This window comes from Pseudoalteromonas sp. CO348 (assembly GCF_004208845.1).
Taxonomy (GTDB): Bacteria; Pseudomonadota; Gammaproteobacteria; order Enterobacterales; family Alteromonadaceae; genus Pseudoalteromonas; species Pseudoalteromonas maricaloris.
Map to the genome: position 1 here is coordinate 1 of NZ_SGPI01000054.1, position 929 is coordinate 929.

The 929-nt window shown below is 52.9% G+C and carries 1 protein-coding gene; it reads left to right on the top strand.

Annotated elements, in window-relative coordinates; genetic code table 11:
• Positions 1-929: AMP-binding protein (locus EXT48_RS23525; protein WP_165384145.1), on the top strand; the 929-nt coding region annotated here is incomplete at both ends.

Sequence of the window (929 nt, forward strand, 5' to 3'; positions counted from 1 at the left end):
ACCACCTTATGCCCGCTCCTTGCTGGACAAACGGTGTGTGTTTATGAAGGCGATATTCTTGATGCCGCCGCCTTTAGAGCTCATCTAAATGCCGCGAACGTTGGCTTTGTGAAAACCACACCGAGTCTTGCCATGGCGCTATTGCCTGGCAGCGACGCACAAGTCGATGCCCTAATGCTCGGTGGTGAAGCGCTGACCGAGCAGGCCATCGCCGCATTAAGCGACCATGTGAACGCTATTTTCGATGAATATGGCCCAACGGAAGCCACCGTCGGTGCGATGCTCGCGCAGGCCTATCCACGCCTTCATCAAGGCATAGGTAAAGCCTACCCTAACGTTAATCTTCATGTGTTATCTGAGTCGCTGCAGCCCATGCCCATTGGTGCGCCGGGTGAGTTATATATTTCAGGCCTTGGGGTTGCCCGGGGTTACTTAAACCGCCCTGAACTCAATGCTGAGCGCTTTATTGATAATCCATTTAGTCACGACCCCGCCCATAGCAAGCTGTACAAAACCGGTGACCTTGCCCGTTTCCTAGACAACGGCGACTTGGTGTACCTTGGTCGTAACGATGAGCAGGTGAAAATTCGTGGTTATCGTGTCGAATTAGGCGAGATTGCCGCTGCTATTGTCGACCAGCAAGGCGTGCAAAACGCAGTGGTGATTGATGTGCCTGCACCGCAAGGCAAAGCGCTGGCCGCTTACCTTGTTGCAGAGCCTGACCTTGAAATTACCGAGTTAAAGCTCGCCCTAAGTGCTGCTTTACCTGAATACATGGTGCCCAGCCACTTTACCTTAATCGAGCATATTCCACTTACGGGTAACGGTAAGCTTGACCGCAAGGCACTCCCCACACCGGAGCTTCAAGCCGACAACCTTTATGTGGCACCGCGTAATGCCTTAGAGACCCAGCTTTGTGAGATTTGGCA